General features: G+C 72.8%; 29 protein-coding genes. 16 read left to right on the forward strand and 13 right to left on the reverse strand.

Features of this window, described 5'->3' with window-relative positions; translation table 11 throughout:
* Window positions 1-2 precede the first annotated feature (2 nt).
* Genes EDD54_RS13300 through ureG form a run of 5 tightly spaced genes read left to right on the forward strand, consistent with a single transcriptional unit; the run spans window position 3 to window position 3,873 of the window.
* The gene (locus EDD54_RS13300; protein ID WP_126539922.1) at window positions 3-476 is read left to right on the forward strand and encodes a DUF29 domain-containing protein; all 474 of its coding nucleotides are present in this window, start codon (window positions 3-5) and stop codon (window positions 474-476) included.
* Between the two features lie 17 nt (window positions 477-493).
* On the forward strand, window positions 494-1,732 hold the full coding sequence (locus EDD54_RS13305) for an MFS transporter (protein WP_126539923.1): 1,239 nt from the start codon (window positions 494-496) through the stop codon (window positions 1,730-1,732).
* On the forward strand, window positions 1,729-2,562 hold the full coding sequence (locus EDD54_RS13310) for an urease accessory protein UreE (protein ID WP_126539925.1): 834 nt from the start codon (window positions 1,729-1,731) through the stop codon (window positions 2,560-2,562). The genes EDD54_RS13305 and EDD54_RS13310 overlap by 4 nt, the downstream gene beginning before the upstream one ends.
* The gene (locus tag EDD54_RS13315) at window positions 2,555-3,250 is read left to right on the forward strand and encodes an urease accessory protein UreF (RefSeq protein WP_245515761.1); all 696 of its coding nucleotides are present in this window, start codon (window positions 2,555-2,557) and stop codon (window positions 3,248-3,250) included. The genes EDD54_RS13310 and EDD54_RS13315 overlap by 8 nt, the downstream gene beginning before the upstream one ends.
* Window positions 3,247-3,873 carry an urease accessory protein UreG gene (gene ureG, locus EDD54_RS13320; protein WP_126539929.1) on the forward strand — a complete coding sequence of 209 codons (627 nt, stop codon included), beginning with the start codon at window positions 3,247-3,249 and terminating at the stop codon, window positions 3,871-3,873. The genes EDD54_RS13315 and ureG overlap by 4 nt, the downstream gene beginning before the upstream one ends.
* 140 nt (window positions 3,874-4,013) lie before the next feature.
* Here the strand turns inward: ureG and EDD54_RS13325 are convergent, their stop codons facing one another.
* Window positions 4,014-4,883 (reverse strand): LysR family transcriptional regulator, encoded by an 870-nt coding sequence (locus EDD54_RS13325; RefSeq protein ID WP_165645003.1) that lies wholly within the window; start codon window positions 4,881-4,883, stop codon window positions 4,014-4,016.
* 153 nt (window positions 4,884-5,036) lie between these two features.
* Here EDD54_RS13325 and EDD54_RS13330 point away from each other — a divergent pair, with 153 nt between their 5' ends.
* Together EDD54_RS13330 and EDD54_RS13335 are read left to right on the forward strand one after the other, a co-directional pair.
* Window positions 5,037-5,495, forward strand: coding sequence for a tautomerase family protein (locus EDD54_RS13330; RefSeq protein ID WP_126539933.1), 459 nt, complete (start codon window positions 5,037-5,039; stop codon window positions 5,493-5,495).
* A gap of 107 nt (window positions 5,496-5,602) precedes the next feature.
* A complete protein-coding gene (locus EDD54_RS13335; RefSeq protein ID WP_126539935.1) occupies window positions 5,603-6,550 on the forward strand; it encodes an AEC family transporter in 948 nt (315 codons plus the stop codon).
* Between the two features lie 16 nt (window positions 6,551-6,566).
* Here EDD54_RS13335 and gluQRS read toward each other — a convergent pair whose 3' ends face one another.
* The gene (gene gluQRS / locus EDD54_RS13340; protein ID WP_245515762.1) at window positions 6,567-7,478 is read right to left on the reverse strand and encodes a tRNA glutamyl-Q(34) synthetase GluQRS; all 912 of its coding nucleotides are present in this window, start codon (window positions 7,476-7,478) and stop codon (window positions 6,567-6,569) included.
* A gap of 51 nt (window positions 7,479-7,529) precedes the next feature.
* On the opposite strand from gluQRS, the gene EDD54_RS13345 reads away from it, so the two are divergent.
* The 4 genes from EDD54_RS13345 (at window position 7,530) to EDD54_RS13360 (ending at window position 9,757) form a co-directional block, all read left to right on the forward strand.
* Window positions 7,530-8,174: a DNA-3-methyladenine glycosylase family protein gene (locus EDD54_RS13345; RefSeq protein ID WP_245515763.1), complete on the forward strand. Its 645-nt coding sequence runs from the start codon at window positions 7,530-7,532 to the stop codon at window positions 8,172-8,174.
* A 45-nt stretch (window positions 8,175-8,219) separates the two neighbouring features.
* Entirely contained in the window at window positions 8,220-8,879 is a 660-nt protein-coding gene (locus tag EDD54_RS13350) for an alpha/beta hydrolase (protein ID WP_126539939.1), read from the forward strand.
* Between the two features lie 90 nt (window positions 8,880-8,969).
* Window positions 8,970-9,161: a twin transmembrane helix small protein gene (locus EDD54_RS13355; protein ID WP_126539941.1), complete on the forward strand. Its 192-nt coding sequence runs from the start codon at window positions 8,970-8,972 to the stop codon at window positions 9,159-9,161.
* Between the two features lie 17 nt (window positions 9,162-9,178).
* The gene (locus tag EDD54_RS13360) at window positions 9,179-9,757 is read left to right on the forward strand and encodes a cob(I)yrinic acid a,c-diamide adenosyltransferase (protein ID WP_126539943.1); all 579 of its coding nucleotides are present in this window, start codon (window positions 9,179-9,181) and stop codon (window positions 9,755-9,757) included.
* Between the two features lie 237 nt (window positions 9,758-9,994).
* Here the strand turns inward: EDD54_RS13360 and EDD54_RS13365 are convergent, their stop codons facing one another.
* The 3 genes from EDD54_RS13365 to EDD54_RS13375 form a co-directional block, all read right to left on the reverse strand.
* Window positions 9,995-10,402: a response regulator gene (locus EDD54_RS13365; RefSeq protein WP_126539945.1), complete on the reverse strand. Its 408-nt coding sequence runs from the start codon at window positions 10,400-10,402 to the stop codon at window positions 9,995-9,997.
* 40 nt (window positions 10,403-10,442) lie between these two features.
* A complete protein-coding gene (gene hpt, locus EDD54_RS13370) occupies window positions 10,443-10,985 on the reverse strand; it encodes a hypoxanthine phosphoribosyltransferase (protein WP_126539948.1) in 543 nt (180 codons plus the stop codon).
* A 101-nt stretch (window positions 10,986-11,086) separates the two neighbouring features.
* A complete protein-coding gene (locus EDD54_RS13375; RefSeq protein WP_126539950.1) occupies window positions 11,087-12,043 on the reverse strand; it encodes a zinc-ribbon domain-containing protein in 957 nt (318 codons plus the stop codon).
* A gap of 189 nt (window positions 12,044-12,232) precedes the next feature.
* Between EDD54_RS13375 and ftsE the strand changes: the two genes are divergently transcribed.
* The 4 genes from ftsE to EDD54_RS13395 all read left to right on the forward strand — a co-directional run bounded on the left by ftsE (window position 12,233) and on the right by EDD54_RS13395 (window position 15,524).
* Entirely contained in the window at window positions 12,233-12,892 is a 660-nt protein-coding gene (gene ftsE, locus EDD54_RS13380; RefSeq protein ID WP_126539952.1) for a cell division ATP-binding protein FtsE, read from the forward strand.
* Complete coding sequence (locus EDD54_RS13385) at window positions 12,889-13,836, forward strand: cell division protein FtsX (RefSeq protein WP_126539955.1); 948 nt, start codon at window positions 12,889-12,891, stop codon at window positions 13,834-13,836. Before ftsE ends, EDD54_RS13385 begins: the two co-directional genes overlap by 4 nt.
* 106 nt (window positions 13,837-13,942) lie before the next feature.
* Entirely contained in the window at window positions 13,943-14,686 is a 744-nt protein-coding gene (locus EDD54_RS13390; protein WP_126539957.1) for a YdcF family protein, read from the forward strand.
* 37 nt (window positions 14,687-14,723) lie between these two features.
* Window positions 14,724-15,524, forward strand: coding sequence for a lysophospholipid acyltransferase family protein (locus tag EDD54_RS13395; protein WP_126539959.1), 801 nt, complete (start codon window positions 14,724-14,726; stop codon window positions 15,522-15,524).
* Between the two features lie 19 nt (window positions 15,525-15,543).
* On the opposite strand, the gene EDD54_RS13400 is transcribed toward EDD54_RS13395, so the two are convergent.
* The gene (locus EDD54_RS13400) at window positions 15,544-16,068 is read right to left on the reverse strand and encodes a gamma-glutamylcyclotransferase (protein ID WP_126539960.1); all 525 of its coding nucleotides are present in this window, start codon (window positions 16,066-16,068) and stop codon (window positions 15,544-15,546) included.
* A gap of 96 nt (window positions 16,069-16,164) precedes the next feature.
* Between EDD54_RS13400 and EDD54_RS13405 the strand changes: the two genes are divergently transcribed.
* Window positions 16,165-17,154: a DUF2125 domain-containing protein gene (locus EDD54_RS13405; RefSeq protein ID WP_126539963.1), complete on the forward strand. Its 990-nt coding sequence runs from the start codon at window positions 16,165-16,167 to the stop codon at window positions 17,152-17,154.
* Between the two features lie 168 nt (window positions 17,155-17,322).
* Here the strand turns inward: EDD54_RS13405 and EDD54_RS13410 are convergent, their stop codons facing one another.
* The 7 genes from EDD54_RS13410 to putA form a co-directional block, all read right to left on the reverse strand.
* Window positions 17,323-17,727: a hypothetical protein gene (locus tag EDD54_RS13410; protein WP_126539965.1), complete on the reverse strand. Its 405-nt coding sequence runs from the start codon at window positions 17,725-17,727 to the stop codon at window positions 17,323-17,325.
* 208 nt (window positions 17,728-17,935) lie between these two features.
* Entirely contained in the window at window positions 17,936-18,121 is a 186-nt protein-coding gene (gene rpmF / locus EDD54_RS13415; RefSeq protein WP_126539967.1) for a 50S ribosomal protein L32, read from the reverse strand.
* A 157-nt stretch (window positions 18,122-18,278) separates the two neighbouring features.
* Entirely contained in the window at window positions 18,279-19,016 is a 738-nt protein-coding gene (mtgA, locus tag EDD54_RS13420) for a monofunctional biosynthetic peptidoglycan transglycosylase (protein ID WP_126539969.1), read from the reverse strand.
* Between the two features lie 386 nt (window positions 19,017-19,402).
* Window positions 19,403-20,479, reverse strand: coding sequence for an ABC transporter ATP-binding protein (locus EDD54_RS13425; RefSeq protein ID WP_126539971.1), 1,077 nt, complete (start codon window positions 20,477-20,479; stop codon window positions 19,403-19,405).
* Window positions 20,480-20,481: 2 nt separating this feature from the next.
* Window positions 20,482-21,264 (reverse strand): ABC transporter permease, encoded by a 783-nt coding sequence (locus tag EDD54_RS13430; protein ID WP_126539973.1) that lies wholly within the window; start codon window positions 21,262-21,264, stop codon window positions 20,482-20,484.
* 17 nt (window positions 21,265-21,281) lie between these two features.
* Window positions 21,282-22,142 (reverse strand): ABC transporter permease, encoded by an 861-nt coding sequence (locus tag EDD54_RS13435; RefSeq protein WP_126539975.1) that lies wholly within the window; start codon window positions 22,140-22,142, stop codon window positions 21,282-21,284.
* Window positions 22,143-22,372: 230 nt separating this feature from the next.
* Window positions 22,373-25,480 carry a bifunctional proline dehydrogenase/L-glutamate gamma-semialdehyde dehydrogenase PutA gene (putA, locus tag EDD54_RS13440; RefSeq protein ID WP_126539977.1) on the reverse strand — a complete coding sequence of 1,036 codons (3,108 nt, stop codon included), beginning with the start codon at window positions 25,478-25,480 and terminating at the stop codon, window positions 22,373-22,375.
* Between the last annotated feature and the right edge of the window lie 50 nt (window positions 25,481-25,530).

Here is a 25,530-nt window from a genome sequence, read left to right on the forward strand (position 1 = left end):
GCATGGCCGAGCCGCTCGAACGCACCGCCCGGAAGACGGATCGCACCGCTTCGCTCTACGAGACGGACATCCACGCCTGGGCGCTGGAGCAGGCCGCACTCGTCCGCAAGCTCGCGCCCGTCGGTGGTCTGGACGTCGAGAACATTGCCGAGGAACTGGAGAGCGTGGGCAAGCAGCAAAGGCAGGAGATCGAGAACCGGCTCGACCAACTGCTGCTGCATCTCCTCAAGGCCCGCTTCCAGCCCGAACACTGGAAAGGCGGTTGGCAGGCTTCGATCAAGGTCCAGCGCCGGGCGATCACCAAGCTCCTGCGCGACAACCCGAGCCTGAAGGGCCATCCGGCCGCGGTGCTCGAACAGGAGTACGGCACCGCGCGGCTGATGGCGGCGGCCGAGACCGAATTGCCCGAAGCAACCTTCCCCGAGACCTGCCCCTTCACCATCGACGATATCCTCGACGACGGCTTCTTCGGCTGACGCGCGGCGGATCCCCGGTGCTCGCCCCGTCCCGCTCCTCTCGATCCTCCGGCCGCGCGTCCCTGATCGGCCTGCTCGCCCTGTCGCAGATCGTCGGCTGGGGCACCACCTTCGACATGCCGGCGGCGCTGGGACGGGCGATGGCGGCCGACCTCGGGGTGCCGCTCTCCGGCGTCATGCTCGGCCTCTCCGCGATGATGGGTGCCGGTGCGCTGGCTGGGCCCGCGGTCGGGCGGGCGCTGGTGCGCCACGGCGCGGCCGACGTGCTCGCCGTGGGCTCGATCACCATGGCCGGCGGCCTGTTCCTGATGGCGGCGGCGACGGCCTATCCGTTCCATCTCGCCGCCTGGGTCGTCGTCGGCCTCGGCGGCGCGATGGCGCTGACCACCGGCGCCCACACGGCGGTGGCCGAGCGCCGGCCGGGCGACGCGCGCGAGACCATCACCCTCCTGATGCTGCTGACGGGGCTGTCCGCCACGGTGTTCCTGCCGATCCTGGCGGCGGCCGAGGCCACCGTCGGCTGGCGCGTGACGCTGATGGCCTGCGGTCTCGTGCAGCTCCTCGTCGCCGCACCGCTGCACGCCTTCGCGCTGCCGCGCGCCGCCCGCACCGGCCCGGGCGCTGTAAAGGCGGGCGGCAAGACGGCGCCCTTCGTGCCGACGAAGCGGCCCCGGCTCGCCTTCGCGCTGATCGCTGCGGTGCTGGCGGTGTCCGCCTTCGTCTCCTTCGGCCTGTCGCCGATGCTGCCGACCCTGCTCGCGGCCAAGGGCTTGACGCCCGAGCAGGCGATCGGCGTCGCGACGGCGCGCGGCGCCATCGGCGTCTCGGCGCGGGCGCTCGACTTCGCCGCCGCCGGCGTCGTCGGTCCGATCGTCTCGGCGATCCTCGCCGCCGGACTGGTGGCGGTGAGCTTCGTGGCCCTCGGCCTCGAACGCCTCGACCTCTGGCACGCCGGCGGCTTCGTCGCGGCCTACGCGATCGGCACCGGCATCATGGCCGTGGTGCGCTCGACGCTGCCGCTGGTCTTCTTCCGCCGCGAGGACTATGGCTTGCACATGGGCAGACTGGCGCTTCCCCAGAACATGACGATCGCGCTCGCGCCGGCCGCCTTCGCCGCCTTCGTGGACGCCGGCCGGATCGACGCGCTCGCCGATCTCTGCCTCGCCCTCTCGTCCCTCACCGTCGCCGCGCTCGTCGGTCTCGCCCTCGTGAGATGGGACGACCGGCACCGCCTCACCGGACCCCGACCCGCATGATCACCGCGACCCGCATCATCCCCGCCGGCCAATGGACCGGCGAACCCGCCGACGCGCTCGTGCTGGAGCGCGACGACCGCCATCGCCGCCGCCTCGTCATGCGCTGCGTCGACAAGACGGTGTTCCTGCTCAACTTGCCGGAGGCGCAGGTGATGAAGGACGGCGACGCGCTCGAACTCGAGGACGGCCGCCTGATCGTGGTGCGCGCCAAGGCCGAGCGGCTGCTCGAGATCACCGCGGCCGACCCGCACGATCTCGTCCGCGTCGCATGGCACCTCGGCAACCGCCACCTGCCGACCCAGATCCTCGGCGACCGCCTCAGGATCCGCGAGGACCACGTCATCGAGGACATGCTGGTCCGGCTCGGCGCGGGCGTCGCCCACGTCGCCGACGCCTTCGATCCGGAAGGCGGCGCCTATGGTCTCGGTACGGTGCAGGGCCACGACCATGGCCACGGGCACGACCATCATGCCCACGATGATCACGGGCACGGGGATCACGGGCACGAGCACCATCGGCACGGACATGCCGACGAGCATGGTGCGGACTGCGGCTGCGGGCACGACCACGGCCACGAACACCATGCCCACGACGATCACGGGCATGGACACGACCACGGACACCACGACCACGAACACGGCGAGGGCTGCGGCTGCGGCTGCGGCCACGATCACGGGCACGCGCACCACGCCCACGACGACCACGGGCACACCCACGACCACGGGCACCACGCCCATGGCAACCACGAGCACGGCCACGACCACCACGGCCACGAACACGGCGAGGGCTGCGGCCATCGGCACGACGAGCACGGGCGCCATCGTGACTGAGGCGGCGGCGGGATCGGATCTCGTCAAGCTGATGACGTGGCTGTCGCCGGCCTTCCCGGTCGGCGCCTTCACCTACAGCCACGGCCTGGAATGGGCGGTCGAGGACGGCACGGTGCGCGACCGCGACGGGCTCGCGGCCTGGATCGGCGACGTCGTCCGGCACGGCGCCGGCCGGTCCGACGCGGTGCTGCTCGCGCGCGCCCACCGCGCCGCCGCCGGGGGCCGCGCGGCCGAGCTCGCCGAGACCGCCGAACTCGCCTTCGCGCTGCAACCCTCCAGGGAACGGCGGCTGGAGGCGGGGGCGCAGGGCAAGGCCTTCGTCGGCGCCATCGAGGCGACCTGGGGCGCACCGACGCTGACGGCGCTCGCCGCGGCGGTGAAGCCGACGCCGGTGGCCTACGCGGTCGCCGTCGGCGTCGCTGCGGCCGACCACGGCCTGGCGCTGCCCGCGGTGGCCGAGGCCTTCCTCGCCGCCTTCGTCGCCAACCTGGTGTCGGCCGCGGTACGCGCCGTGCCGCTCGGCCAGACCGACGGCCAGCGCGTGGTGCGCGACCTCGCGCCGGTGGTTGCGGCGGTGGCCGCAGAGGCGCTGGCGGCCGATCCCGACGACGTCGGCGGTGCGGCGCTCAGGGCCGACATCGCCTCCATGAAACACGAAACCCAGTACACGAGGCTGTTCCGCTCATGACCAAGGTGACGAACGGGCCGCTGCGCGTCGGCGTCGGCGGGCCGGTGGGCTCCGGCAAGACGGCGCTGATGGACGCGCTCTGCAAGGTGCTGCGCGAGCGCTGGGACATCGCGGCGATCACCAACGACATCTACACCAAGGAGGACGCCGAGTTCCTGACCCGGTCGGGCGCGCTGCCGCCCGAGCGGATCGCCGGCGTCGAGACCGGCGGCTGCCCGCACACCGCGATTCGCGAGGACGCCTCGATCAACCTCGCCGCAGTCGCCGAGATGACCGAGAAATTCCCGGGTCTCGACGTGGTGCTGATCGAATCGGGCGGCGACAACCTCGCCGCCACCTTCTCGCCCGAGCTCGCCGATCTCACGATCTACGTCATCGACGTCTCGGCCGGCGACAAGATCCCGCGCAAGGGCGGCCCGGGCATCACCCGCTCCGACCTCCTGGTGATCAACAAGATCGACCTCGCCCCCCACGTCGGCGCCTCGCTCGAGGTGATGGACCGCGACGCCCGCAAGATGCGCGGCAGCCGGCCGTTCGTGTTCACCAACGTGCGCGCCGGCCACAACGTCGACCGCGTCGTCGCCTTCATCGAGGAGGCCGGCGGGCTGGCGGCCGGAGGCTGAGACATGCCCGGCAAAGTCCCGACTCGTCGGGACTTCACGAGACTTCGGCCTTTCGGCCGGCGCGCGGTCGGGCGCTTCTCGCCCGCAATGCTCCGACCACGGGTCGGAACTTTGCGAGCTCGGTTCGAGCCTCCCGGTCCTCACGCCCCGACCGCCTCCTCGGCGACGGCGGCGACCAGGGCGTCGGCGATGCCGGCGACGGCCATGCGCGCGGCGGGATCGCGCGCGGATTCGAGCAGGACGACCTCGCTCGACGGCAGCGCCGGCAGGCCCGACTCGCGGCCGAGGATCACCGTGCCGGCCGGACGGAAGCGCCGGCCGAGGCAGGCGATACCGAGGCCGGCGGCGGCGGCGGCCTGCACCGCGGCGACGCCGCGGCTGACGAAGACCTCCGTCCAGGGAATGCCGGCGCCGTCGAGGGCGCGGACGACGGTGAGGCGGGTGTTGCACGGCGACTCGACGCCGACCAGCGGCACCGGTTCGCCGGGCCGCCAGTCGAGGTCGGGCGCGGCGCAGAAGCAGAGGTCGTCGCGGTACAGCGTGCGGCCGCGCTCGCCGCCCGGGGCGCGCCGGATCACCACCGCGTCGAGCCGGCCGGCGTCGAAGGCGGCGAGCAGCACGTCGGACAGACCCAACTGAACCTCGATCTTCAGCCGCGGCATCAGCCCGCGGACGCGCGCCAGCGCCGGCGCCAGCGTCAGGCCCCCGGCGTGCTCGGCGACGCCGATCGCCAGTGACACCGGGGCCTCCCCGACGATCGCGCGGCGCAGCGCGTCGTCGTGGGCGGCGAGGATGCGGCGGGCGTCCGGCAGGAAGCTGCGCCCGGCCGGCGTCAGCTCGACCGAGCGCGGGGTGCGTTCGAACAGCACGCGCCCGAGCCGCTCCTCGAGCTTCTTCAGCCGGACGCTGACCGCCGACTGGGTCGCGCCCACCTGGAGGCCCGCGACGGTGAAGCTCTGGGTGTCGGCGACGGCGACGAAGGAACGCAGCAGGTCGATGTCGAGGCTCACCGGCGCATCTCCCCGGGGCAGGTCCGAGCCGGCCAAAGCGGCGGCTCCTGATCATGACGATATGGCATGAATGATATTCCGGCAATTCGTTTCCGTCATCGATCGGGCGAGCCTAACGTCCGGGCTGTCACCCACCGACGGAGGTCGTCCGCCATGCCGCTGATCCAGGTTCACCACGCCACCCGCGCCGACGCTCCCGACCGCGCGCCGGCGATCGCCGCCCTCGTCACCCGGCTCGCCGCCAAGGTGCTGCGCAAGCGCGAGGACCTCACTGCGGTGATCGTCACCCGCGTCGACCCGGCGGTCTGGTACGTCGGCGGGCGGCGATTGTCGGATCTCGACCTCGCGAGCTACGCGCTCGAGATCAAGGTCACCGACGGCACCAACACCCCGGCCGAGAAGGCCTCGTTCCTGGCCGCCGTCCACGCCGGCATGGGCGAGATCCTCGGGGCCCTGCACCCGGAGAGCTACGTCCACGTCGAGGAGGCCCGCGGCGACGCCTACGGCTACGCCGGCATCACCCAGGCCCGCCGCGCTTACGACGACATCGACGAGCGCGACCGGCGCGAGCATCTCGCCACCGCCGCGGTGGCGCGCTGGGGCATCCGCTGACGGCCGGCCGGCGCTCGGCGCAAGGCCGCCGCCCGCGCCGCGGCCTTGCCGCGGCGGGCGCGGGCGGGTAGGCAGCGAACGGGCCCCTCCCGCCGCGGTATCCGCCCGTGACCGACATCCTCCTCGACGTCCTGCCCGTCTTCCTGATCATCGCGCTCGGCTGGGCGGCGGTGGTGTCGGGCTTCCTCAAGGCCGAACTCGGCGACGCCCTCGGCGACTTCGTGTTCCGGATCGGGGTGCCGGTGCTCCTGTTCCGCACCGTCGCCACCGCCGACTTCTCCGGCGGCTCGCCCTGGGGGCTCTGGGTCGCCTATTTCGGCGGCGTCGCCGTCACCTGGACCGCGGGCCACCTGGTCGCGACCCGCTTCTTCGCCTCGGACGCCCGTTTCGGCGTGATCGCCGGGGTGTCGTCGGCCTTCGCCAACACGGTCTTCGTCGGCCTGCCGCTGGTGATCCGCCTGCTCGACCAGAAGGGTGTCGCGGCGCTCGCCATCCTGATCTCGGTGCACCTGCCGGTGATGATGATCACCGGCACGCTCTTGATGGAGCGCGCCGCCCGCCGGACCGAGGGCCGCCCGCCGCGCCCGCTGAAGACGGTGCTGGCGCAGGTCGCCGGCACGCTGGCGCGCAATCCGCTGGTGATCGGCATCCTGCTCGGCTCGGCGGTGCGCACGCTCGGCGTGCCGCTCGGCGGCGTGGTCGGCGCCACGCTCGACCAGATCGCCGCCACCGCCGGCCCGACCGCGCTGCTCTCGATCGGCATGGCCGTGCGCCGCTACGGCGTGCGCGACAACCTCGGCCTCGCCGCGGTGATCGCGGCGCTGAAGCTCGTCGTGCTGCCCGCGACCGTGTTCGGCCTGACCCGGCTGGTCGCCATCGAGCCGACCTGGGCGGCGGCGATGGTGCTGACCGCGGCGGTGCCGACCGGCGTCAACGCCTACCTGATCGCCAACCACTTCGGCGTCGGCCACGGTCTCGCCTCGTCGGTGATCACGCTGACCACCCTGTTCGGCGTCGTGACGGTGACGGTCTGGGCCTGGGTCCTCGGGTTCTGAACACCGCCGGCACGGCTCAAACCAGACCCAGGCGCGCGCGAATGTCGGCCGGCGTGGCCCCGGCGGCGCGCAGGGCGGCGAGACCCTCCGACTTCAGCGACTTCGACAGCTTGCGCCCGTCCGGGCCGAGCACGAGGCCGTGGTGGCGGTAGCGCGGCGCCGGCAGGCCGAGCAGCGTCTGCAAGAGCCGGTGCACCGCGGTGGCGTGGAAGAGGTCGCGGCCGCGCACCACGTCGGTGACGCCCTCTGCCGCGTCGTCGACCACCACGGCGAGGTGGTAGCTCGCCGGTGCGTCCTTGCGGGCGAGCACGACGTCGCCCCAGGCGAGCGGATCGGCGGTGACGGTGCCGGTCTCGCCGGCGGGGCCCGCGCCGGCCTCGTCCCAGGCGAGCGGCCCGGCGAGCGCCGCCGCCTCGGCCATCCTGAGGCGGAGCGCGTGCGGCTCGCCGGCGGCGACGCGGCGCGCGGCGTCGGTGGGATCGAGGTCGCGGTCGAGGCCGGGATGGAGCGGCGCGCCGTCGGGATCGCGCGGGGCCGGACGGCCGACCGCGCGCTCGGCCGCAGCGACCGCCTCCGCGACGTCGGCGCGGCTGGCGAAGCTCGGATAGACGAGGCCCATGGCCGCGAGACGGTCGATCGCGGCCCGGTAGTCGGCGACGTGGTCGGACTGGAACCGCGGCGGCCGCTCATAGGCGAGGCCGAGCCAGTCGAGGTCGGCGAGGATGCCGGCGACGAAGGCCGGCCGGGCGCGGGCTGCGTCGACGTCCTCGATCCGGACCAGGAAGCGGCCGCCGGCGGCGCGGGCGAGGTCGTGGTTGAGGATCGCCGACAGGGCGTGGCCGAGATGGAGTTCGCCGTTGGGCGAAGGGGCGAAACGGAAGACGGGCGTCGGCATCGGCAGGTGGTTCACGGCGGTCGGATCGAGCATTACATGGTTTCGGCGCGCCGCGCCGCCGCGACGCGCCGAGGGATCGTCCCCATGACCCGCCTGCTGCTCTCGAATGCCGACATGACCGAGGGCCTCGACGCGCTCTGCGCCGCCGATCCCCGGCTGACGCCGATCCGGGCGCTCGCCGGCCCGGTCGAGATCCGGCACCGGCCGCCGGGCTTCGAGGGCGTCGCGCGGATCGTGGTGGCGCAGATGCTGTCGGTGGCGAGCGCGGACGCGATCTGGCGCCGCTTCGAGGCCGAACTCGGCACCGTCACCGCGCCGGCCTTCCTGGCCGCGGCGCCGGAGCGGCTCCGGGCGGTCGGCCTTTCCGGCGGCAAGGTCCGGACGCTGACGGCGGTCGCCGAGGCGGCGGTCGGCGGGCTCGACCTCGTCGCCCTCGCCGACGCCCCGCCCGCGGAGGCGACGGCGGCCCTGACGGCGCTGCCGGGGATCGGGGTCTGGACCGCCGAGATCTTCCTCCTGTTCTGCGCCCGCCACGCCGACGTGTTCCCGGCCGGCGACCTCGCGCTCCAGGTCGCGACCATGGAGGGCCTTGCACTGGCGGCGCGGCCGAAGGAGAAGGACATGCGCGCGATCGCCGCCGCCTGGGCGCCCTGGCGCGGCGTCGCCGCCAAGCTGCTCTGGGCCTACTACAAGGCCGTCCGCGAGGGCCGCACCGCGCTGCCGGTCTGACCGTCCGCGGCGCCGGCGCCCGAACCCCGAGGGATCCCCGACGACATGACGCGCATCGACGGCCCCCGCCTCCCCGCCACCGGCGGACCCGCCACCGCGCTGGTGGTGTTCCTGCACGGCTACGGCGCCGACGGCAACGACCTGATCGACATCGGCGCCGCCTGGCAGCCGCACCTGCCGGGCGTCGCCTTCGTCAGCCCGCACGCGCCGGAGCCCTGCGCGATGTCGCCGATGGGCCGTCAGTGGTTCCCGCTGACCTTGCGGGACGACACGGAACGCTGGCGCGGCGTCGTCCACGCCCGCCCCGCCCTCGACGCCTTCCTCGACGCCGAACGCGACCGGCTCGGCGTCACCGACGACCGCATCGTGCTGGTCGGCTTCAGCCAGGGCACGATGATGGCGCTGCACGTCGGGCTGCGCCGGCCGGCGCTGGCGGCGATCGTCGGCTATTCGGGCCTGCTCGCGGGCCCCGAGCACCTCGACGAGGCGACGGCGCGGCCGAAGGTCACGCTGATCCACGGCGACCAGGACCAGGTGCTGCCCGTCCAGTTCACCTTCGCAGCGGCCAGCGCCCTCGGCGCCGCCGGCATCCCGGCGGAATTCCACGTCTCCAAGGGCATCGGCCACGGCATCGACCAGCGCGGCCTCGTGCTCGGCCTCGAGACCGTCGCCGGCGCGCTCGGCATCGCCCTGCCGCGGCGCTGAGGCCCGCCCTCGACCGGCGCCCGCGCCGCCCCAGATCGGTCGGGTCGGCGCACGCCGCCCCGCCACCCAGCTCCCGGAGTCTCGACGGACGTGGACACCTTCTTCCGCTTCGCCGTGCCGATCGCCGTCGGCGTCGTCGGCATCGTGCTGCTCGCCGGCCTCAGGAACATGATGCGCGGCGGCAATCCCAACCTGTCGCAGAAGCTGATGCGCTGGCGCGTCGCGCTGCAGTTCCTCGCCATCGTCGTCATCATGGCGGCGATCTGGTTCCGCGGCGGCTGAACCTCGGAGACATCGCGATGGTCGTCCTCAACAGGATCTACACCCGCACCGGCGACGCCGGCACCACCGCCCTCTCCACCGGCGAGCGGCGGGCGAAATACGACCTCCGGGTCGCCTCCTACGGCACGGTCGACGAGACCAACGCCACGATCGGGCTCGTCCGCCTGCACACCCGCGACGAGGCCGTGCTCGACCCGATGCTCGGGCGGATCCAGAACGACCTGTTCGACCTCGGCGCCGACCTCGCCACCCCGGAGCGCCCCGAGCCGCTCGGCTGGGAGCCGCTGCGCATCGTCGCCGCCCAGGTGGCACGGCTCGAGGGCGAGATCGACACGCTCAACGCCGAGCTCTCGCCGTTGCGCTCCTTCGTGCTGCCGGGCGGCAGCGCCGCGGCCGCGCACCTGCACCTCTCCCGCACCGTCTGCCGGCGCGCCGAGCGGCTGGTGGTGGAACTCGCCGCCGATCCGGCGGAGACCGTCAACCCGGAGACGGTGAAGTACCTCAACCGGCTCTCGGACTTCCTGTTCGTCGCCGCCCGCTGGATCAACGACCGCGGCGCCGCCGACGTGCTCTGGGTGCCCGGCCAGAACCGCTGAGGGCGGCGGGGCGGGGAGCCGGTTCGGGCACGCACCCCGGACCTCTCCCTCCACGGCCTTGGTCCGCGGCGGCGGACTCTCCACGGCAGGGGACGGACCGAGCCGGCCTCCGATGCGTCGACCGCGGCGCAGACCGCAGGGACGTGGATGGTCCGCCTGCGCGGACCAAGTCGTCGAAATGCTGGTGGAAAAGCCTACGCCGACGCACGGCGCCGGCGTCGGTCGAGCGCGCCGCCGTCAGCCGGCGAGGCGTCGGCTGTCCCCGTCGCGGCGGGCGCGGCCGTTGCGCATGGCGTCTCCGACCGCGCGGCGGATCTCGGCGAGGGTGAAGGGCTTCGGCAGCACGTCCTCGACCAGCTGGTCGAGGCCGTGGGCGCGCTCGCGCTGGTCGGCATAGCCGGTCATCAGCAGGATCGGCAGCTCGGGACGGTCGCGCGCCACGGCGAGGGCGAGCGCGATGCCGTCGAGCACCGGCATCATGATGTCGGAGACGAGGAGGTCGTAGGCGGCGGCGGGATCGGCGAGGATCTCCAGCGCCTCGCCGCCGTCGCCGGCGGTATCCACGGAATGCCCGTCGAGTTCCAGCGCGCGCTTGACGAAGACGCGGACGCTGTCGTCGTCCTCGGTGAGCAGGATGTGGGCCATGGCCTTTCCTCGCCTCGCCCCGCCGGGGGCTCCTCGGGCCTCAGCCGTCGCCGTCCTCGCGGACGACGCCGACGAAGGGCAGTTCACGATAGGCGTGGGCGGCATCCATGCCGTAGCCCACGACGAACTTGTCCGGACAGACGAAACCGACCAGGTCGGCCTCGATCTCGGCCTTGCGCTTGCCGGGCTTCTCGAGCAGCACCGCGACGTCGACCCGGGCGGCGCCGCGTTCGATCATCAGCGCCCGCGCGAAGGCCAGCGTGCGGCCCGACTCCAGGATGTCGTCGATGATCAGCACGTCGCGGCCGGCGACGTCGGTGTCGATGTCGCGGACGACGCGGACGGTGCCCGAGGACACCGTACCGGTGCCGTAGCTCGACAGCATCATGAACTCGACCTCCGGGGCGAGGTCGCGGCGGTGCAGCGCGCGCAGGAGATCGGCGGCGAACATGAAGCTGCCTTTCAGGATGGCGATCACCAGCAGCCGGCGCGGCGCCCGACCGGCCACCTCGCCCGCGATCCAGTCGACCTTCCCGGCGATGGCGTCTTCCGAATAGAGAACGTCGATCTTCCTGCCCGACATCGATACCCCTGCCGCTGCGTGGCCCACCCGCGGCCGGTCGTCCGACACCGCCGGCGCCGCGAGGACCCGGCCCTCGGACACCATCTTTTCACGAAGCGCACTCATGGTCCACGCCGGTCGACGAAGCGGACCTGGGCGTCGACGGCCGCGTCCGGCGGAGCCGGCAGGCGCGACTTGAAGCGGATCGTCTCGCCGGCGCCGATGCGGTCCTTCGGCGCCTCCATGGTCCAGGCGTAGACCTCGCGGTCGAGCGCGGAAAGCAGCGAGAAGCGCAGCGACGGCACCGGGCGCACCCCGGTGGTGACGTTGGTGATGGTGCCCTCGACGACCAGGACCGGCGTCGCGCCGTCGAGTTCGCGCGAGGTCTGGACGTCGCCGAACTCGAGGCCGCGGAGATTCACCGGTAGCCCGACCGCGGCGTAGAGACCGGCGAAGTCCGGGAACAGCCGCACCACCTGCTCGCGGCCGAACAGGACGCCGACGGCGAAGAAGAACACGAAGGCGGCGGCGACGCCGACCATGGTCGAGTTGGACTCGCCGCCGAGCGCGCCGCGACGCTTCTTCGGCTTCGTCTTCGGCGCCGGCTTGGCCTTGCGGCGGTCGCGCCGCTTCTCGGCGAAGGACGGGGTCTCGGCCTCGATCGTGGGGCCGGCGGGACCCGGGGACGCGTCGGCGGTCGGGGCCGCGCCGGCGGTCTCCTCGCGCGGGCGGAACGGGACGACGGCGCCGCCGGCCGCCACGTCGTCCGCCGCGGCGTCGCCGGCGGACTCGACGGTCTCCGCCGCGGCGGCGGCCCAGTCGTCGTCCGCGCCGGGTTCGGCGGCACGGCCGACGGGGGCGTCCTCGGCGAGGGCGGCCTTCCAGTCGTCCTCGGTGGGTTCGGGGAACCGGGCGGCGGCGCGGGCGACCGGGTCGTCGTCCTCCGCGTCCATGTCGGCGCCGGGCCGCGCGTGCCAGACCGTGCCGCAGCGCGTGCAGCGGACCTTGCGGCCGGTCGCCCCGAGGGCGCCGTCGGCCAGCTGGTAGCTGCTCTCGCAGGACGGGCACGTCAGTTTCATGCCGCGGTTCGGCTCGCCGTGGTCGATCGAATCAAGGTCGCCCCCGGCGGGGGCACCCCTTCCAGCGGACGCCCGGCGCCGTTAACGATCGGTTAACGCGGGTGCTTAATGCGACGTTAACGGCGCACCACCATCATCCTGCCGAACACCCCGGCGAGGTTCTCCCGGCAAGGTGAGACGAGGACGGCCGTGATACGCTTCGAGAACGTCGGATTGCGCTACGGGATGGGACCGGAGGTGCTGAGCGACCTCACCTTCGAGATCGCGCCGCAGTCGTTCCAGTTCCTGACCGGCCCGTCCGGCGCCGGCAAGACCTCGCTGCTGCGGCTGTTGTTCATGTCGCTGAAACCGACGCGCGGCCTCATCAACCTGTTCGGGCGCGACACCAGCCGGATCGCGCCGGCGGAGCTGCCGAAGCTGCGTCGGCGGATCGGCATCGTGTTCCAGGACTTCCGCCTGCTCGACCACCTGACCACCTACGAGAACGTCGCCCTGCCCTACCGGGTCCAGGGCTGGGACGAGGCCAACTACCGCGCCGACGTGATCGACCTCCTGAAATGGGTCGGGCTCGGCGACCGCACCCACGTCTATCCGCCGATCCTGTCGGGCGGCGAGAAGCAGCGCGCGGCGATCGCGCGGGCGCTGATCACCAAGCCGGAGGTGCTGCTGGCCGACGAGCCGACCGGCAACGTCGACCCGCCGCTCGCCCGCCGGCTCCTGCGCCTCTTCCTCGAGATGAACCGGCTCGGCACCGCCGTGGTGGTCGCCACCCACGACATCGCCCTGATGGACCTCGTCGATTCCCGCCGCATGGTGCTGGTCGACGGCCGGATGGAGATCTACGAATGAGCCGGGCCGACGCCCCGCATCCCGCCGGGGACGACGGCGAGGGCCGGCGGCGGACGACGCCGATCGTGCCGCCGCAGAGCATCGCCGGCCGCACGCTGGCGCTGGTGGTCGCGATCATGACCTTCCTCGCCGGCCTCACCATCGGCGCGGTCACCATGGTCGACGCGGCGGCGCGGGCCTGGCAGTCCGACATCGGCCGCGAAGTGACGATCGAAGTGCGCCCGCTCGACGGCGTCGCCATCGCCGGCGAACTCGACAAGGCGGCGGCGCTGGCGCAGGAGTTCCCCGGGGTCGGCGGCGCGCGCGCCCTCACCGACGCCGAGACGCGCCGACTGCTCGAACCCTGGCTCGGTGCCGGCGTCGACCTCGCGGCCCTGCCGGTGCCGCGGCTGGTGGTGGTCACCATCGACGATCCCGGCGCCTTCGACGTCGCCGCGCTCGCCGCCTCGGTCAAGCGCGAGATCCGCGGCGGCGCCGTCGACGACCACGCCGCCTGGATCGACCGGCTGCGCGCGATGGCACAGTCGATGGTGCTGGCAGGCCTCGCCGTGCTGGCACTGGTGCTGGTGGCACTGACGCTGTCGGTGGTGTTCGCGACCCGGGCCGCCATGGCCGGCAACCGCCACATCATCGAGGTGCTGCACTTCTGCGGCGCCGAGGATCGCTTCGTCGCCGGTCAGTTCCAGCGCCACTTCCTGGTGCTCGGCGTCCGCGGCGGCGCGATCGGCGGCGGCCTCGCCGCGTTGGTGTTCGCGGCGGCGTCCTGGTGGTTCCGCGGTTCTGCGGGCCTGCCCGGCGCCGACCAGATCGAGGGCCTCGCCGGCGCCGTCGAGATCGGCTGGCAGGCCTACGCCGGCGTCGCGGTCCTGGTGGTCGCGGTCGCCGGCCTGACCGCCGCGACCTCGCGCCTCGCGGTGCGGCGCTCGCTGGCGGCGATCGAGTGAGGCCGCCCGGGTGCCGTCCGCGCCGGCGGACGGGCCGCGACCGGGGGCATCCGGGTGGAAGGGGACTTGCCGCCCCCGTGCCGCAATCGGATAGGATGATCCGGTGATGAAGCCGAGTCCGTCGATCGCACCGGCCGGAGACCGCGGCGCCGACACCGTCCGGTCGGACCGCGCCGCCCTTCCGCGCGACCGTTCGCCGCCGAGTGCCTTCGCCCGGCGGATGCGGCGCCTGCGCGCGCTCGCGGTCATGGCGATCGCCCTCGGCCTCACCTCCGCCGGCCTGTTCTTCGGGGGCTTCCTGGTGTTCGCCGACGGCATCGCCCGCGGCCGGGCGCCGGACGGCATCGTCGCCGACGGCATCGTGGTGCTGACCGGCGGCGCCGACCGCATCGCCGGGGCGGTCGACCTCCTGACCCGCGGCAGCGCCCGCCGCCTGCTGATCTCCGGCGTCCATCCCGACACCAGCGCCCGCCAGATCGGCCGGTTGGTCGACGCCGGCCCCTCGCTGTTCGACTGCTGCGTCGACCTCGACCGCCGCGCCGCCAACACCATCGGCAACGCCGCCGAGGCGGCGAAGTGGGCGCGCCAGAACGGCTTCGGCTCGGTGATCGTGGTGACCAGCGCCTACCACATGCCGCGCTCGATGGCGGAGTTGCGCTCGGCGATGCCTGAGATGACGCTGATCCCCTATCCCGTCGCCCGACCGGAGCTCGACCTCGACCGCTGGTACGCCAGCGGCGAAACGGTCTCGCTTCTGCTCGAGGAGTACATGAAGTATATGGCGACGCGCGCCCGGCTGGCGCTTACGGACGACGGCGGCTCGTCCATCCTCGCCAGCCTGGCGCAATGACGCCCGGCCGCCCGGGCCGCCACCGCCCGGGTCCAGAATGGTCTTCCGCACCCTCGTCTACAACGTCGTCTTCTACGTCTCCACGCTGGTCATGATGATCGTCGGCGCGCCGACGATGATCCCCGGCCGGCGCACCGAGATGGCCTTCGTGCGGCTGTGGTCGCGGATCCAGATGGCGCTGCACCGCGCCATCGTCGGGGCCCGCCACGAGATCCGCGGCCTCGAAAGGATGCCGAAGACCGGCTGCATCGTCGCGATGAAGCACCAGTCGACCTGGGAGACGATCGCGATGATCCCGTTGCTCGAGGATCCCGCCTTCATCCTGAAGCGCGAGCTGATGTGGATCCCGTTCTTCGGCTGGTGGGCGGCGCGCGCCAAGATGATCCCGGTCGACCGCGGGCGCGGCCGCGACGCGTTGCGCGCCATGACCGAGCGCGCCAAGAAGGCCGTGGACGAGGGCCGGCAGATCGCGATCTTCCCCGAGGGCACCCGCCGCGAGGCCGGCGCCGAACCGGCCTACAAGTTCGGCGTCGCCGTGCTCTACCGCGACCTCGACGTGCCGATCGTGCCGGTGGCGCTCAACGCCGGACTGGTGTGGCCGCGCCGCGGCGTCCACCGCCGCGGCACCATTGTCGCCGAGGTGCTGGAGCCGATCCCGGCCGGGCTCGACCCGAAGACCGCCTTCCTGCGCCTGCAGCTCTCGATCGAGGAGGCCTGCGACCAGCTGCTGCTGGAGGCGGCCGACCGCGGCGACGAACTGTCGCCGACGGCGGCCAGGCGCGTCGCCGAACTGCGCGCCGGCGCCGGCACCCGGATCACCGAGGGCCGGGTCGCCTGACGGCCGGGGACGGCCCCCCTCACCAGCCATCGAGCTCGGCGACCAGCGCCTCGACGCCGCGGTCGCGGATGCCGAGGTCGGCGAGATGGGCGGCGGTGGCGCGGACGTAGTCGGGATTGCGCCCGGAGCGGCCGGCGGCGTGGCGGACGATCTCGACCATGGCGGCGTGACCGAGGCGGCCGGCATATTGCGGGTGGGCGCGGTCGGCGACGTAGGTCATGGCCCGGACGACCGTGCCGTCGGCGAGGCGGACGGGGCGGACCACTTCCCGGTAGACCGCGGTGACCTGCTCGCGCTCGCGCAGGTAGGCGACAACGGCGTCCCGGTCGGCGAGCGCGACCTCGAAGGCGAGGCCGGTGCACGCGCCGCCGCGGTCGAGGCCGAAGACGAGGCCGGGCCGGGCCTCGGTGCCGCGGTGGACCCAGGAATAGACGCAGAGCGAGCGGTGGGCGCCGACGAGCCGGGCCTTCTCCGCGCGCCGGTGGGCAAAGCCCGGATTCCACATCAGCGAGCCGTAGCCGAACACCCAGAGCGCGTCGTCCATCGTCCTTCCCCTCGCCAGGATCTGCGGTTAGCAGAGGGCTCGCGCCCCGGGCAAGCCCCGGCGGCCCCGATTCGGACGGCGCGCACGGAGGACGGCATGAGCGGCAGGATCATCGCACTGGCGGCCACCGTGGCGGTGGTGGCGGCGGGCTGGACCGGCGGCTGGTACTGGCTCGCCGGCAAGGTCGGCAGCGAGATGGACCGGGCGCTGGACCGCCTCGCCGCCGACGGCGTCGTCGTCACCTGCCCGGACCGGGCGATCGGCGGCTTCCCGTTCCGCATGGAAGTCACCTGCGAGCGGCCGACCGCCACGCTGCCGGACGGCTCGACGCTGACCGCGGCGCGCTTCGCCGCCACCGGCGTGGTCTCGGACCTCGAACTCGTCCGCCTCGCCGCCGAGGCGCCGCTGAAGGCGACGGCGGCGGACGGCACCACGATCGACGCCGGCTTCGCCAGCCTCGTCGCCAGCGTCCGTCACGACTTCTCCGGCCATTTCGGCCGGGTCTCGGTGGTCGCGACCACGCTCGACGCCCGCGTCACCGGCGCCGACGGCACCACCGGCCGCCTCAGCGCCGACGAGGCCGAAGTGCACGTGCGCCCGGTCGAGGCCTCGCCGGAGGATCTCGACCTCGCGCTGTCGGCGACCCGGGCGGTCGGCGAGGCCGGAGGCGCCGCGGTGCTGCCGGCGCCGGCCGACGTCGGCCTCGCCGGCGTCGTCCGGCGCGCCGCCCTGTTCGGCGGCGACCCCGAACGGCTCAGGGCCTGGACCGCCGCCGGCGGCGAGATCGGGCTGTCACAGGCGGTGCTGGCGGTGGGCGACACGAAGCTCGAGGCGTCCGGCACGGCGGCGCTCGCCGAGGACGGCCGGCCGAAGGCGGAGATCGCGCTATCGGCGACCGGGATCGGCTGGCTCGGCGACCAGGTCAAGGCCGGCAAGCCGGTGCCGCCGCTCCTCACCACGCTCGCCTCGGCGATGCTGCTGCTCGGCCGACCCGACGGCGAACGCCGGACCATGACCGTCAAGGCCGACGCCGGCGCCGTCAGCGCCAACGGCCTGCCGCTCGGCAAACTGCCGAAGCTGTTCTGATACCCGTCTCGTAGAGTCCCGACTCGTCGGGACTCTACGAGGTTTCGGCCGTACGGCCGGCGCCCGGTCGGGCGCTCCTCGCCCGCGATGCTCCGCCCACGGGTCGGACTTTGCGGGCTCGGGACGAGACCCGCTCCGGCCGAAGACGCGGGCCGCGCGCTCGGGCGATCAGCCCCAGCCGATGTCGCGGCGGGCGCCGCGGATGGTGATGGTGAAGCCGGCGACGACGTCGACGAAGGCGATCACGGTCAGGATGACGAAGACCGAATGGGCCGCCGGCGCCGCGATCAGGAACTCGACGAGATAGGCGACGAAGACCAGCATCGACAGCACGTGGTCGGCGAGCGAGGCGTTGCCGGTGCGGGTCGCCTTCAGGATCTCGACGAACAGGAGGACGATGCCGATCACCAGCATCAGGTCGCCCGAGGTCATGGTGAAGCGGGCGCCGGACAGCATCTCGACGGTGAACAGCGGCGCCAGCCAGGGGTCGCCGCCGCCGGCGCCGAACAGGCCCCAGGCGAACAGGTTGTAGGCGATCAGCGGGACGATCGTGAGCGGGATCGTGAACAGCATCGCGCGGCGGGTCCTCTCCTCGGGGTCTCTCCACCGCCGACGAAGCAGGCGAAGGTGACGGTTCCACGGCGGCGCGACGACGGACGGTGCGAATACACGGGGACGACGCCGGTCGCGGGCACCCCGGAAACGCGGAAGGCCGGCGATCCCGTCTGGGAACGCCGGCCTTCCTGAAACGTCGATCCGCGTGTGGATCCGCCGGAAACCGTCAGACGGTCTCCTTCGGCTCCAGGATCTGGCGACCGCGGTACATGCCGGTCTTGAGGTCGACGTGATGCGGACGGCGCAGCTCGCCCGAGGTCTTGTCCTCGACGTAGGTCGGGGCCTTCAGGGCGTCGGCCGAACGGCGCATGCCGCGCTTCGACGGCGAAGTCTTTCGCTTGGGAACAGCCATTTCCAACTCCATCGCCGGCCGGCGTCCCGTGCCGCACGGCAATGCCGGTGCGACGGGCGCCTCGGCGCTCGCTCCAAAAAGATGGGGCCTTATACAGGGGCGACCCGGCTTTGGCCAGTGGCGCGGCGAAAAAAGTGCCGCGGCGCCGCGGTTGGCGTCAGCGGTCGAACAGGCAGTCGACGTAGGCGCCGGCCTGGGCGGTGCGGCGCTCGACGGTGCGGGCGTAGCGCGCCTGGTACTTGCCCGGCTTGGCCGGGTTGCGCTCGATCGGGTTGGGCAGGGCCGAAACCAGCAGCGCCGCCTCGTGGCGGGTCAGCTTGGCGGCGGGCTTCTTGAAGTATTTCTGGGCCGCCGCCTCGGCGCCGTAGAGGTTGGGGCCCCATTCGGCGATGTTGAGATAGATCTCCATGGTGCGCCGCTTCGACCAGACGAGGTCGACGTAGAGCGCGAGCGGGATCTCCATCGCCTTGCGCAGGTAGCTGCGGCCGTTCCAGAGGTAGAGGTTCTTGACGGTCTGCATCGTCACCGTACTGGCGCCGCGATTGGGGCCGCCGCTGCGCGACAGCACGGCCCCCAGGCTGTCCCAGTCGACGCCGCCGTGGCTGCAGAACTTGCCGTCCTCGCCCATCACCACCGCCATCGGCAGCTGCGGCGAGATCTCGTCGAAGGACACCCAGTCGCGAGTATAGCCGCGGCCGGTGACGAGATCGGCGAGCATCAGCGTCGAGACCGGCGGCACCAGCCAATAGACGACCGTCAGGACCAGCGGCGCGAGCGCGAGCGCGACGGCGAGGCGGAAGAGGCGGCGCGGCCAGCGGCGGCGCCGTGGCGCCGGCGCCGCGGGGACCTCCTCCCCAGCGACCGCCCCGTAGCTGTCATCGGCCTCCACGGTCATGCACCGTCGTCACCGCCGCGTCCGGCGGGTCCCGCCTCGAAGTTCCGTTCCAAGAGGGATGTACCGGGTTTGCCGGTGGTCGTCACGTCGGCGCGGCGGGAAATCCGAGCGGCAGGAGCCGATCGCCCCGATTCTGCACATTGTTTCGGCAGAAGCCGCCGATTTGAGCGGCGATGCACAGGAATTGACGTGGCGCAATTTCGGGCAGAGTGGGATTCTGAACTCGAAAGCGGCGGTGGCTTCGGATCTCCGACCTCTACCTCCCTCACCGCCGCCTTCGATCTTTCCTCCCTGACTTCAGGCCGGGCTCGTCCCGGCCTTTTTCTTTTCGGGCACCGACGATCGCACGCGGCGCGCAAAGCACCGCCGGAGCGGCTCCTGCCCGCCTATCCCTCCACCAGCACCGTGTGGGCCGGGCTCCAGGAAAGCTGGAGCGTGTCGCCCTCGGCGGGGCCGGCACCGGCGCGGTTCTGGACGAACACGCCGACGGTGCGGCCGGCGACGTCGAGGCGATAGGTGACGGCGTTGCCGGTGAAGACCTCCGCCGTGACGCGGCCGGCGAGGCGGTTCCGCGGCAGCCCGTCCGCGTCCGCGGCGGCGTCCGGGCCGACGGCGAACTTCTCCGGACGCACGGCGGCGGTGACACGGGTGCCCTCGGCGGCGGCATCGGTGGTCAGGATGGCGCTGCCGTCGTCGAGCAGGATCCGGGTCAGGGCACCGTCGCGGCCGACGACGCGGCCCTCGAAGAAGTTGGCGTTGCCGAGGAAGTTCGCCACGAAGCGCGTGCGCGGGCGCTCGTAGAGCGCGCGCGGCGGGCCGATCTGCTCGACCCGGCCCTCGCTCATGATGGCGATGCGGTCGGACAGCGTCAGCGCCTCCTCCTGGTCGTGGGTGACGAAGACAGTGGTGATGCCGACGTCGCGCTGGATCTGCTTCAGCTCGATCTGCATCTCCTCGCGCAGCTTCTTGTCGAGCGCGCCGAGCGGTTCGTCGAGCAGCAGCACCTTCGGGTTGGTGGCGAGTGCGCGGGCGAGCGCGATGCGCTGCTGCTGGCCGCCGGAGAGCTGGCGCGGCTTGCGTTCGCCGTGGCTCTCGAGGCGGACGAGGCGGAGCAGTTCGGCGACGCGGGCGGCGATCTCGGCGCGCGGGCGGTGGCGCACCGACAGACCGAAGCCGACGTTGTCGGCGACGGTGAGATGGGGGAACAGGGCGTAGTTCTGGAACATCATGCCGATGTCGCGCCGGTTGATCGGCACGTCCTGGATCGGCTTGCCGTCGATGGCGATGGCGCCCTCGTCGGGATCGACGAAGCCGGCGATCGAGCGCAGCAGCGTGGTCTTGCCGCCGCCCGACGGCCCGAGCAGGCCGAAGAACTCGCCGTCGGCGATCGTCATCGAGACGTCGGACAAGGCGGTGACGCGGCCGTAGCGCTTGGCGACCCGGTCGATTGCGACGACGCTCATCTCTAGCGCTCCCCACCGAACTTGCTGAAGCGTGCGAACAGGACCATCAGCGCCATCGAGGCGAGGATGATGATGGTGGAGATCGCGTTGATCTCCGGCGTGAAGCCCTTGCGGATCGCCGTGTAGATCTCGACCGGCAGGGTCGAGGTGCCGACCGGGGCGAGGAAATAGGAGATCACGAACTGGTCGAAGGAGATGGCGAAGGCGAACAGCGCCGCCGCAACGATGCCGGGCGCCATCAGCGGCACGGTCACGCGCCGGAAGGTCTGCCAACCGGTCGCGCCCAGCGTCGCCGCGGCCTCCTCGAGCTCGACGCCGAAGCTCTTCAGCCGACTGCCAACGATGATCACCACGTAGGGCAGCGACAGCGCGACGTGACCGGCGAGGATGGCGTGCAGGCCGCGGCCGACGCCGGTCCAGAAGAAGAAGATCAGCATGGCCGTGCCGGTGATCAGCCAGGGGATCGTCAGCACCGGCAGCAGCAGGGCCTGCAGCACGGTCTTGCCGAAGAAGCTGTATCGGGCGAAGGCGAGCGCCGTCATGGTGCCGAGCGTGGTCGCGATCGCCATGTTGGCGAGGGCGAGCAGCACGCTGTTGCGGGCGGCGACCAGCAGCGCCTCGTTGCCGGCGAGGGCGACGAACCAGCGGGTGTCGAACTCGAACGGCAGCTCGTAGAGCTCGGACCGGTTGAAGGCCATCACCATCATCACGGCGATCGGCACGTAGAGGAAGGCGAGCACCAGCGCGAGATAGCCGGAGGCGAAGAGGCCGCGGGGCGAGGGCATCGGTCGGTCTCCCCGGGTCAGAACGACATCTGGCGCTTCAGGAACGGCGCGCAGGCCGCCATGACCACCAGCACGATCGCCAGCATCACGAAGCCGAGCGCCGCACCGAGCGGCCAGTTGAACGAAGCGGTGAACTGGGTCTCGATCAGCGTGCCGAGCATGATCGCCTGCTGACCGCCGAGGATGCGCGGCTCCATGAAGGAGCCGATCACCGGCACGAAGATCAGCACCACGCCGGCGACGATGCCGGGCAGGCTGAGCGGCAGGGTGATCCTGAGGAACACCGCGAGCTTCGACGCGCCGAGGCTGAGCGCGGCCTCGCCGAGGGTGTCGTCGATCGCCTGCAGCGAGACGTAGGAGGTCAGGATCATGTAGGGCAGGTAGGCGTGGACGAGGCCGATCACGATCGCCGGATAGGTGTAGATCAGGTCGATCGTCGGCACCGCCGGCCACAGCCAGTGCAGGAAGCGGTCGGGCAGGCCGCCGGGGTTCAGCACCATCGTCCACGAGAAGGTGCGCACCAGCCCGTTGCTCCAGAACGGCAGCACGATCAGGAGCAGGATCGCCTCGCGCCAGCGGTTGCGAATGTGGCGGGCGAGCAGCAGCGCGGCCGGGTAGCCGATCGCGAAGCAGAAGCCGGTGACGTAGAGCCCGAGTTCGAACGAGCGCCACGCGTTGATGCGGTAGACCGGCTTGGTGAAGAAGTCGACGTAGTGCTTCAGCGTGAAGGTCGCCGTCCGCCCGTTGATCGGGGCGACGTTGAGGAAGCTGAAGTAGAGCATCGCAGACAGCGGCAACAGCACCGTCGCCGCCAGCACCAGATAGGTGCCCCCGGTCAGCCCCGCGATCGCCCTGAGGCGCCGTCCCTCGCGCGTCATCGGCCCACTCCCGTCGATCCGGCGCGCGCGACCCCGGCCGCACGCCCCGCCCCGGTCCCCTCCGCGCCGTCGCCGGAGGATCCGGTCGCGCCGCGATATCGTTAGTGTACGAACATATACGATCGCCCAGGGCCCGCAAGCGCAAAGGCGCCCGCGAGCCCAAAGGCGCCGCGGGCGTCCGGGACGGGGAGGAGGCGGCCCGTGGGGCCGGGACCGCTACGGGACGGACGTCACTCGTCTCCCATCGCGACCAGACTGGCGTTGCCGCCGGCGGCCGCGGTGTTGACCGAGACGACCTGTTCGAGCGCGAAGCGGGCGAGGTAGTGCGGCCCGCCCGCCTTCGGGCCGGTGCCGGACAGGCCGGAGCCGCCGAAGGGCTGCGATCCCACCACCGCGCCGATGACGTTGCGATTGACGTAGACGTTGCCGACCGGCAGCCGCTCCACGATCCGCTTCACCGTGGCGTCGATACGGGAGTGGACGCCGAGGGTGAGCCCGTAGCCGCTGGCGCCGATGGCGTCGATGGTGCGTTCGAGCTGGCTCGCCTTCCAGCGCACCACGTGCAGCACCGGGCCGAACACCTCCTCGGCGAGATCGGCGGCGGAGGGCAGTTCGATCACCGTCGGGGCGACGTAGGTGCCGGCGGCGAGCGCGCCGGTCGGCAGGCGGCCGGCGAAGCGGACCGCGCCGCGGGCGGCCCAGGCGGCGACGTGGGCGTCGATCCGCGCCTTGGCCTCGCGGTCGATCACCGGGCCGACGTCGGTGGCGGGATCGCGGGGATCGCCGACGACCAGTTCGGCGGCGGCGCCGGCGATCAGCGCCAGCATGTGGTCGGCGACGTCCTCCTGCACGAACAGGAGCCGCAGCGCCGAGCAGCGCTGGCCGGCCGAGCGGAAGGCCGAGGTGACGACGTCGTCGCAGACCTGTTCGCCGAGGGCGGTGGCGTCGACGACCATGGCGTTGAGGCCGCCGGTCTCGGCGATCAGCGGCACGATCGGCCCGCGCTTGGCGGCGAGACCGCGGTTGATCGCCCAGGCGGTCTCGGTCGAGCCGGTGAAGGCGACGCCGGCGATCGCCGGGTGGCCGGTGAGCGCGGCGCCGACCGCGCCGTCGCCGGTGACGAGCTGCAGCGCCGACAAGGGCACGCCGGCCTCGTGCAGGAGGCGCACCGCGGCGGCGGCGACCAGCGGCGTCTGCTCGGCCGGCTTGGCGACCACGGCGTTGCCGGCGGCGAGCGCGGCCGCGACCTGGCCGAGGAAGATCGCCAGCGGGAAGTTCCACGGACTGATGCAGGCGAAGACGCCGCGGCCGCGCTGGACGAGGCGATTCTCCTCGCCGGTCGGCCCCGGCAGCACCACGTCGGCCCCGAAGCAGCGGCGCGCCTCGGCGGCGTAGTAGCGGCAGAAGTCGACGGCTTCGCGGACCTCGGCGACCGCGTCGGGCAGGGTCTTGCCGGCCTCGGCGGCGAGGACGGCGAGGAACGCGGCGCGGTCGGCCTCGAGGAGGTCGGCGGCCTTCTCGAGCACGGCGGCGCGGGTCTCGACCGGCGTCGCGCTCCAGGCGCGGAAACCGCCGGCGGCGACGGCGACCGCGCGCTCGACCAGGGCGGCGTCGCCCTCGCGGACGGTGCCGACCACGGTGGCGCCGTCGATCGGCGAGACCACCGGGCGGGCCGGGCCGCCGGCGTCGGCGCCGTCGACGATCGCGGCGGCCGGCGCCGGCGCTGCGGCGCGCTCGATCGCGGCGATGAGCGCGGAGCGGGCGTGGTCGTCGCCGAGTTCGACGCCGCGCGAGTTGAGCCGCGGCGCGAAGATCGCCGCCGGCATCGGGATGCGGGAATGGCGGGCGCGGCTGCCGCCGCCGAGCACGTCCTCGGGCCGGGTCAGGAGCTGCGACACCGGCACGTTGGGATCGCCGACGCCGGAGACGAAGGAGGAGTTGGCGCCGTTCTCGAGCAGGCGGCGGACCAGATAGGCGAGCAGGTCGCGGTGGCCGCCGACCGGGGCGTAAATCCGGCAGGGCTGGCCCTCCTCGACCGTGACCTGGGCGTAGAGCGCCTCGCCCATGCCGTGCAGACGCTGGAACTCGAAGCTGCGGTCGGCACCGGCGAGGTCGAGGATCTCGGCCACCGTGAGGGCGTTGTGGGTGGCGAACTGCGGGTAGATCCGCGGCCGCGCCGCCAGCATGCGGCGGGCGCAGGCGAGATAGGAGAGGTCGGTGCCGGCCTTGCGGGTGAAGACCGGGTAGTCGTCGAGGCCACGCTCCTGGGCGCGCTTGACCTCGGTGTCCCAGTAGGCGCCCTTGACGAGGCGGACCATGAAGCGGCGGTCGAGCGCGCTCGCCAGATCGGCGACCCAGTCGACCACGGCCGCCGAGCGCTTCTGGTAGGCCTGGATCGCGAGGCCGAAGCCGTCCCAGCCCTTCAGGCTCGGGTCGGCGGCGACGCGGGCGATCACGTCGAGCGACAGGGTCAGGCGATCGGCCTCCTCGGCGTCGACGGTGAGGTTGAGGTCGTGGGCGCGGGCGGCGCGGGCGAGTTCGAGCAGCCGCGGCACCAGTTCGGCGTCGACGCGGTCGGCCTTGACCGCCTCGTAGCGCGGGTGCAGCGCCGACAGCTTGACCGAAATGCCGGGCCGGGCCGGCAGCGCCTCGTTGCCCGCGCTGCGGCCGATCGCGTCGATCGCCCGGAAGTAGCTGGCGAAATAGCGCTCGGCGTCGGCGGCGGTGCGGGCGCCCTCGCCGAGCATGTCGTAGGAATGGCGGAAGCCCTTGCCCTCGGCGGAGCGGGCGCGCTGCAGCGCCGCCTCGATCGTCTCGCCGAGTACGAACTGATGGCCCATCACGCGCATCGCCTGCCGCGTCGCCGCCCGCACCGGCGGCATGCCGAGCCGCTTGACGAGGCCGGCGACCACGCCCTCCGGCGTCTCGCCGGGCTGGACGATGCGGGTGGTGACGCCGAGCGCCCAGGCCGAGGCGGTGACCAGCCAGGGATCGCCGCCCTTGCGCGGCTGGTCGAAGGAGGCGGCGGCGAGCTTGTCCTCGATCAGGCGGTCGGCGGTGGCGCCGTCTGGAACGCGCAGAAGCGCCTCGGCCAGCACCATGATGGCGAGGCCCTCCTTGGTCGTCAGCGAATAGGCCTTGAGGAAGTCCTCGACCCCGCCGAGACTCGACTGGCGGTTCCGGATGCCCTCGATCAGTCGTGTCGCATGGCGGTCGACGCGCGTTCGTGCTTCGCTGGAGACCGCGACCTCGGCGATGAGACGGCGTACGACGTCCTCCTCGCGCGGGGCGTACGGGGAGGAGAAGACGGGGCGGTTCGGCAGGGCGTGGAGTGTCATGGGCGGGAACGGCGCTCCAGGGCGAAGGCCCCGGGGCCCGGAGCGCATCT

The sequence above is a fragment of the Oharaeibacter diazotrophicus genome (genome assembly GCF_004362745.1).
GTDB lineage: Bacteria > Pseudomonadota > Alphaproteobacteria > Rhizobiales > Pleomorphomonadaceae > Oharaeibacter > Oharaeibacter diazotrophicus.